Origin of the sequence: Sandaracinobacter neustonicus (assembly GCF_006385875.1) — a bacterium.
GTDB classification, from domain to species: Bacteria; Pseudomonadota; Alphaproteobacteria; order Sphingomonadales; family Sphingomonadaceae; genus Sandaracinobacteroides; species Sandaracinobacteroides neustonicus.
Genome location: NZ_VFSU01000011.1, coordinates 473,084 through 480,148 on the forward strand (window position 1 = coordinate 473,084; position 7,065 = coordinate 480,148).

General features: G+C 65.4%; 7 protein-coding genes. 2 read left to right on the plus strand and 5 right to left on the minus strand.

Going from position 1 to position 7,065, the window contains the following annotated elements; translation table 11 throughout:
- Window positions 1–29: 29 nt before the first annotated feature.
- Window positions 30–1,553 carry a CYTH and CHAD domain-containing protein gene (locus FJQ54_RS03970; protein ID WP_140927053.1) on the plus strand — a complete coding sequence of 508 codons (1,524 nt, stop codon included), beginning with the start codon at window positions 30–32 and terminating at the stop codon, window positions 1,551–1,553.
- Here the strand turns inward: FJQ54_RS03970 and FJQ54_RS03975 are convergent.
- Both FJQ54_RS03975 and FJQ54_RS03980 read right to left on the minus strand, forming a co-directional pair.
- Window positions 1,486–2,556 carry a glycerophosphodiester phosphodiesterase gene (locus tag FJQ54_RS03975; RefSeq protein ID WP_140927055.1) on the minus strand — a complete coding sequence of 357 codons (1,071 nt, stop codon included), beginning with the start codon at window positions 2,554–2,556 and terminating at the stop codon, window positions 1,486–1,488. The two genes, FJQ54_RS03970 and FJQ54_RS03975, sit on opposite strands and share 68 nt — an antisense overlap.
- 95 nt (window positions 2,557–2,651) lie before the next feature.
- Complete coding sequence (locus FJQ54_RS03980) at window positions 2,652–3,335, minus strand: glutathione S-transferase family protein (protein WP_140927057.1); 684 nt, start codon at window positions 3,333–3,335, stop codon at window positions 2,652–2,654.
- A gap of 78 nt (window positions 3,336–3,413) precedes the next feature.
- On the opposite strand from FJQ54_RS03980, the gene bla reads away from it, so the two are divergent.
- Entirely contained in the window at window positions 3,414–4,289 is an 876-nt protein-coding gene (gene bla, locus FJQ54_RS03985; protein WP_181159960.1) for a class A beta-lactamase, read from the plus strand.
- Here bla and FJQ54_RS03990 read toward each other — a convergent pair.
- The 3 genes from FJQ54_RS03990 to uvrC all read right to left on the minus strand — a co-directional run bounded on the left by FJQ54_RS03990 (window position 4,280) and on the right by uvrC (window position 7,045).
- The gene (locus tag FJQ54_RS03990) at window positions 4,280–4,687 is read right to left on the minus strand and encodes a hypothetical protein (RefSeq protein ID WP_140927061.1); all 408 of its coding nucleotides are present in this window, start codon (window positions 4,685–4,687) and stop codon (window positions 4,280–4,282) included. The genes bla and FJQ54_RS03990 overlap by 10 nt on opposite strands.
- Before the next feature lie 7 nt (window positions 4,688–4,694).
- A complete protein-coding gene (locus FJQ54_RS03995) occupies window positions 4,695–4,964 on the minus strand; it encodes a hypothetical protein (RefSeq protein WP_140927063.1) in 270 nt (89 codons plus the stop codon).
- 167 nt (window positions 4,965–5,131) lie between these two features.
- Window positions 5,132–7,045 carry an excinuclease ABC subunit UvrC gene (uvrC, locus tag FJQ54_RS04000; protein ID WP_140927137.1) on the minus strand — a complete coding sequence of 638 codons (1,914 nt, stop codon included), beginning with the start codon at window positions 7,043–7,045 and terminating at the stop codon, window positions 5,132–5,134.
- Window positions 7,046–7,065: the final 20 nt, after the last annotated feature.

The following is a 7,065-nucleotide window of genomic DNA, read 5'->3' on the forward strand; positions in this document are numbered from 1 at the left end:
GATCGGTCGGCACGAGCGGAGGCAAGAGCGTGACCGGCGTTGAAATCGAACTGAAGGCCGGGCTTGCGCCGCTCGTCGCGGCGACACTGGCGCGGCGGCTGAACCGGCTGGCCGGGCCTGCATCCGCGCCGCTGAAGCTGGCTGCCATTTATTTCGACACGGCCGACAGGCGGCTCGCACAAGAGGGAATCGCCTTCCGCGTGCGGCGGGAGGACGGCCAGCTGGTGCAGACGGTGAAGGCCGGGCGCACACAGCTGGGCGGCTTCCATCAGGTGCGCGAAGTCAGCTGCCGTTTGGCAACGCCGGTGCCAAGGCCGGATATGGTGGCCGATCCGCTCTTGCGCGCTCGAATTCAGGAAGTTGCGGCCGAAAGCCCGCTGCTGCCGCGCTTCGAAACCCGCGTGTCGCGACGGCTGTGGCGGGTGCAGCATGCCAATGGGTTGGTGGAAGTGGCGCTGGACCGGGGCGAGATTCGCGCAGGCCCGGCGCGCGATCCGATCTCGGAAGTCGAGTTCGAACTGCTGGGTGGCTCGCCCGAAGCCCTGTTCGCGGTGGCGCGGCAACTGATTGGCAATCTGCCCGCTGACCTCTCTATCCCGAACAAGGCTGCACGCGGTGAAGCGCTCGCCGCTGGCAGCCCCCGCCGCCTGAAAGTGGCCGCAAGCAAGCCGCCGGTGCCCGATGCCGGAACCAGCGGGGAAGCCAGCTGGCGTCTCGCACTCGGCTCGGCGGCGCGGGCCATCGCCGCCAATCTGGCGCTCACCCTCTCGTCGGATCAGCCGGAAGGCCCGCACCAGTTGCGCGTCGCGCTGCGCCGCCTGCGCGCGGCCGAACGCATGCACCGGCCGTTGCTGGCAGCCAACATCTCCTTGCTGATCCGTGAGGTGGCACGGGAGATCGGCCGCGCCGTCGCGCCGCTGCGGGATAGCGACGTGCTGACGGCGGAGCTGATGGCCGTTTCCGATGATCCCGCACTGGCGACGGCATTACAGGCGGCGAACAGCGTTGCGCGCACACACGCACGATCCGAGCTGGCCCGGCTGCAGGCGACATCTTTCGTCATCCGGCTGATCGAACTCTCTGCCATCGGCGGCTGGAAGCCGGAGCCTCGGCGGGAGGACAAGCCGGTGGAAGCCCTTGCGGCACGCGCGCTGCGCAAGCTGTGGGCACGCGCGGCGAAACTGGGCGACAGACTTTCGACCCTGAGCGACGAGGATCGTCACGAATTCCGGAAAACCCTGAAAAAACTCAGATACTGTATTGAAATATCTCCGGTTCAGGATTCCAGAAAGCCCTTCTCCTCAGCCCTGAAAAAGCTTCAGGAAGACCTCGGCACGCTGAACGACCTCTCCGTGCTGGAAGCCTGGCAACCAGACGCGACAGACCCGGACGACATCATCGCAGCAGCGAAGGCCATGCTGCTGAAAGCCGCGCGCGGGCGAACCGACCTGTCGTTGGGCCGTGCCTGCCGCCACTGGCGCGACCTCAGGGGTGAGGCGCGGCCTTGGGACGCGGACCGATCGCCTTCACGGCCTCGGTCACGGAATCGCTGAACAGCCCGTCGATCCCGGCGGCCAGAAACACCCGGATTTCCCCAGCCTCGTCTCCGCGCGCCCGCAAATCCGCCCCAGACCGAAATTCGGTGGGCAGGAAGTAATTCTCCGGCCGGAAGGTCCACACATGTACCTGCAACCCGGCGGTATGGGCATCCGCCACAAGGCTGGTCGGCGCGGCCAGCTTGTCGCCCTCGCCGCGCGGAATCACCATCGCCCGCTCCACGCCGATCCCGTCGGCATAGCGTGCAATCGCCTTCAACCCGGCAGGCGTCGCCATCGCAGCATAGGTCTCTCCGGGCTTGTCCGGCGGGCCTTGTTCCGGTGCCATCAGTTGGATCAGCCGCAGCCGCGTGCGCGGACGAATCGCCTGCAGATTGCCCACCTCGAAGCTCTGGATGAACACGGGATCGCTCTTTTCGCGATACCCCGCCTTCGCCAGTGCCGCCAGCAACGGTTCCTCAAGAGGCAGTCCGATCCCCCTGAAATAGCTGGGATGCTTGGTTTCCGGATACAGGCCGACGCGGCGGCCCAGCCGCGCTTCCTCGGTCTTCACCAGCGCCAGAATCTCGTCCAGCGTCGGAATCGATTCCTGCCCGTCGAACGCGGCATTGGCCGGGCGCAATTGCGGCAACCGTTCCTTCGCGCGCAGCGTCTTCAACTCCGCCAGCGTGAAATCCTCGGTGAACCAGCCTTCCATCTTTTGCCCGTCGATCAGCTTCGTCGTGCGACGGGTGGCGAATTCGGGGTGATCCGCCACATTGGTGGTGCTGGAAATCTCATTCTCGTGCCGCGCCACCAGATGCCCGTCTTTGGTGGAGACCAGATCCGGCTCGATCACGTCCGCGCCCTGCTCAATCGCGAGCTTATAGGCCATCAGCGTATGTTCGGGCCGGTCCGCAGACGCACCGCGATGGGCGATCAACAGGGGGCGTTCGGCGGCAACAGCAGGCATGACGCCCATTGAGCCCAGCAGCAGCGCAATGACCAGCCGGATTTTCATGCAAACGCCCTTTCGTGCCGGTTCCTGTTCCCGGAAAAGGCGCTGGTGGCAGGCGGAGATGATGATTTCGTGACGGCGCGCCTCACCTTGGCGCGTCAGTTTTTGCCCATCTCCACCATGGTGCGGGCGGTCTCGGCGATTTTCTTCACGGCCGCTTCGTCTTTGGTGGTCATGTCCACGCTTTGCGGCACCGCGATTCCGCGCATTGCTGCGGGCCGGGCGGCAATGGCGCGGTGCCAGCGGGTTATATGCTCATAAGGTTCCGGATCGACGCCGGACCAGCGGGCGGTCCGCGTCCAGCACCAGTTGGCGATGTCGGCGATGCTGTAATCATCCGCCAGCCATTCATGGTCCGCCAGATGCCGGTCCAGCACGCCGAACAGCCGCTTCACCTCGCCATGGTAACGGTCGATCGCGGGCTGAATTCGCTCCGGGAAATAGCGGTAGAATACATTGGCTTGCCCCATCATCGGGCCGATGCCGCCCATCTGGAACATCAGCCACTGGATCACCCGGCTGCGCCCCTGCACATCCGTTGGCAGCAACTTGCCCGCCTTTTCCGCCAGATAGATCATGATCGCCCCGGATTCGAACACCGGGAAGCCATCATCCACGATCACTGGAATCCGCCCGTTGGGGTTCATCGCCAGAAATTCCGGTGTCTTTTGTTCCGCCTGCGTCAGGTTCACGCTGTGCACCTGATAGGGCAGCTCAAGTTCTTCCAGTGTAACGGAAACCTTGTAGCCGTTCGGCGTTGGTGCCGTGTAGAGATCGATCATGGACGGATCCTCGACAGTTCGGCTGAAGCTTAGCAGGGCCGGAGCGCCGGGGAATAGCCGGAAATGGGAGTGGCGGAAATGGCGAATGGATTGACGCGCCGATCGCTGATGGCGGGCTGTGGCGGATTTGCGCTGGGCGGCATGGCGCCCGCGAACCTGCAGGCGCTGGAGGCGCAGGCCGGCGGGCGGCTGGGCTTCGCGCTGCTGGATACCGGCACCGGCAAGATCATCGGGCACCGAATGGATGAGCGGTTCGGCATGTGCTCCACCTTCAAGCTGCCGTTGGCGGGGCTGGTGCTGCAGGCAGCCGAGCGCGGCGAACTGAAGCTGGACACGTTGTTGCCCATTACACAGGCCGATCTGGTGCCGCACGCGCCGGAAACCGGCCCCAATGTGGGCAAGGCGATGCGCATCCGTGACCTGGCCCGCGTAGCGCAGATGACGAGCGACAATGTCGCCGCCAACCTGCTGATCAAACAGCTGGGTGGCCCGGCCGGGGTGACGAAGCGCCTGCGCGCGCTGGGCGACAAGGCGACCCGGCTGGACAGGATGGAGCCGGAGATGAACCGGGTGATCGGCAACGACCCGCGCGACACCACGACCCCGCGCGCGATGGCGGAAACGGTGGCACGGCTGCTGACGAACGATGCGCTGACTCCGGCCAGCCGCAAGCTGCTGGGGCAATGGATGGCGGACACGCAAACGGGTATGCGGCGGCTGCGCGCAGCCACCCCGCCCGGATGGACCGCCGGTGACAAGACCGGCACCGGCATGACGAAGGGCATGCCGAACCGGGTGAACGATGTCGCCATCTTCTGGCCGCCGAAGGGCGCGCCGCTGGTGGCGGCGGCCTTCTACGAAGCGCCGGGGCATTTCCCGAACAGCCGCCCGCAGGACGAAGCGGTTCTGGTGCAGGCGATGCAAATCGCGCTGCCGCCTTCGCTTCAGCCCTGATCCGCTGTTACCGCCTGCCGCTTGTCCGTCACGACGAATGTGCAGGCGGCGCAGGCGGTTCCGCCGCGTTGGGCATACCAGCGGCAATCGGCGCGGATGGCGCAACGCGGCAGCGGGGCAGGGGCCTCGGGCAGGCGCATCTCGTCCAGCACCCGCTCGATCACGCCGCAGCCACGGCCCGTCCACTGCGCGCAACGCCCCTCCTGACAAGTGCCGGTGAAGCGGAAGCGTCGTTCGGGTGGGCCGTGCGAGGATATGGCCTCGACGAACTCGGGCGTGACGGGCAGCGGCGTGCCAAGCCGCTGCACCTCGCCGTCCTGCACCCGGCCATAGAGCAGGTTGCCCGGCTCGGCGCGCGCGCTGGGGCAGGCCAGCGGCCCGCCATCGGTTCGGGACATGCTGGCTTCAGCCGCCGCGCGCGAATTGCTGGATCGCCTTCATGTCCATGTCCAATTCGGGCAGAACGGCGCGGTCCCGCAGGGTTTTCACCCAGATTCCATACCATTGCGGATCGCGGATTCGCACCGGATCGAACACCGCGAAGGGCGCGTCCATCACGCTGTCCAGCCGGGCGAGTTCGCCCAGAGCGGCAGTCTGCAACGCGTTGGAGATACGGCGCTTTGCGGCCGCATCCAGCTTCAGGTCGCCCAGATCGACGACGAAACGATTGCTCATGCGGGTCTCTCCCTCAGATGAAGGCCAGTCCTCACGTCTCGGGCATGCAGCATTTGTCTTCACATGCTGTGTGAAGTTTGGCCTTAATTCCAACCCTGTCCTAGCGTTAACTAATATTCCAACTGTTGGCTTGGACGAATCCGACGGAAAATAAAAATAAATTTATATCAGCGTGTTGGATGAAAATATTCGAATATCGCTTCGGCCGTCGCCCGGTTAATTCCCGGCGCTTTCAACAGATCCTCCAGCGCCGCGCCCTTCACCGCGCGGGCTGTGCCGAAGTGCATCAGCAGCGCCTTTTTCCGCGCCGGGCCGATGCCGGGCACTTCATCCAGCGTGGAAACCGTCAGCGCCTTGCTGCGCTTGCCGCGATGCGCGCCGATCACGAAGCGGTGCGATTCGTCACGCAGCCGCTGCAGGAAAAACAGCAGCGGATCATTGGGCGGCAGTGTCAGTTCGCGGCCGTCCGGCAGGTGGAATATTTCGCGCCCGGCGTTGCGGTCCGGCCCCTTCGCCACCCCGACGATGGGCACATCCTCCACGCCCAGCGTCGTCAGCACCTCCACCACGGCGGAAACCTGCCCCTTGCCGCCGTCGATCAGCAGAAGGTCCGGCCAATCCTCGCCGCCGTCCGGCGATTCGGCCTGCAACCGGGTGAAACGCCGCGTCAGCATCGCCTTCATCATCGCGAAATCGTCGCCCGGCGTCAGATCGGCCTGTTTCATGTTGAACTTGCGATACTGGCTTTTGGCGAACCCCTCCGGAGTCGCCACCACCATCGCCCCCAGCGCGTTGCTGCCTTGAATATGGCTGTTGTCGTAAATCTCGATCCGCTCCGGCGGGGCGGACAGCGCGAGGAATTCCGCCAGCGCCTCCAGATTGCGGCGCTGGGTGGTGGATTCGGCCAGCCGTCGCTCCACCGCTTCCTCGGCGTTGCGCGCGGCCTGTTCCACCAGCCGCTTCAGATGTCCGCGCTGCGGCACGCGCAGTTCCACCTTATGCTCGGCGCGGGTGGCCAGCGCCTCGGCCAATATGTCCGCCTCCGGCACGTCGCGGTCCAGCAGCAGCAGGCGGGCCGGGGCCAGTTCGCTATAGAATTGCCCCAGAAAGGCCGCCAGAATCTCCGGCTCCGGCACGTCGCCCACATGCGCCGGGAAGATGGCGCGATGGCCCCAGTTCTGCCCGCCGCGAATGAAAAACACCTGCACACAGGCGACGCCCTCGCGCTGGTGCAGGGCGATCACATCGGCGTCGATGGCGTCGGTTTCGGCGTTGATCGCCTGGCTGCCCTGAATGGCTGTCAACGCCTTCAGCCTGTCCCGTAGCACGGCGGCCAGCTCATAATCCTGCTCGGCCGCCGCCGCGCCCATGCGCTCGCCCAGCTTCTTCTGCACGGATTGGCTCTTGCCCGTCAGGAACTGTCGCGCATCCTCCACCAGCTCGGCGTAACCGGCCTGATCGATTCGCCCCACGCAAGGTGCGGAACAGCGACGGATCTGGAACAGCAAACAGGGCCGGGTGCGATTGGCCATGTAACTGTCGGAGCAGGATCGCAGCAGGAACACCTTCTGCAAGGCGTTCAACGTGGTGTTCACCGCCCCGGCAGAGGCGAAGGGGCCGAAATATTCCGTCTGCGGCTTACGCGCCCCGCGATGCTTGGAAAGCCTTGGAAAATCATGGCTTTCCTCCAGCGCGATGAAGGGGAAACTCTTGTCGTCGCGCAGCAGCACATTATAGGGCGGGCGGAAGCGCTTGATCAGCTGCGCTTCCAGCAGGAGCGCCTCCGCTTCGGATCGCGTCACCACGATTTCCATCCGCCGCGTTTGCGAAACCATCCGTTGCAAGCGGCGGGGCAGGCGGGCCACCTGCGTATAATTGGTCACCCGGTTCTTCAGCGCGCGCGCCTTGCCCACGTAGAGAACCTGCTCGCGCTCATCCAGCATGCGGTAAACGCCCGGCTCCGGCCCCAGCGTTTTCAGTGTGTTGCGGATCGCCGCGACGCCCGTATCCAGATCGGGGCGGCTGGCGGTGATGGCATAGGTCGCCGCCTCCTCGGCAAAGCGGTCGGGGCTTCCGGGCAGGGAGGGGGCGGGTGGGCGGG

Excerpts from the sequence above, each read along its gene's own strand:
- FJQ54_RS03975 (WP_140927055.1), bottom strand. The coding sequence starts at position 2,556 with ATGAAAATCCGGCTGGTCATTGCGCTGCTGCTGGGCTCAATGGGCGTC.
- FJQ54_RS03980 (WP_140927057.1), bottom strand. The coding sequence starts at position 3,335 with ATGATCGATCTCTACACGGCACCAACGCCGAACGGCTACAAGGTTTCC.
- bla (WP_181159960.1), top strand. The coding sequence starts at position 3,414 with ATGGCGAATGGATTGACGCGCCGATCGCTGATGGCGGGCTGTGGCGGA.
- FJQ54_RS03990 (WP_140927061.1), bottom strand. The coding sequence starts at position 4,687 with ATGTCCCGAACCGATGGCGGGCCGCTGGCCTGCCCCAGCGCGCGCGCC.
- FJQ54_RS03995 (WP_140927063.1), bottom strand. The coding sequence starts at position 4,964 with ATGAGCAATCGTTTCGTCGTCGATCTGGGCGACCTGAAGCTGGATGCG.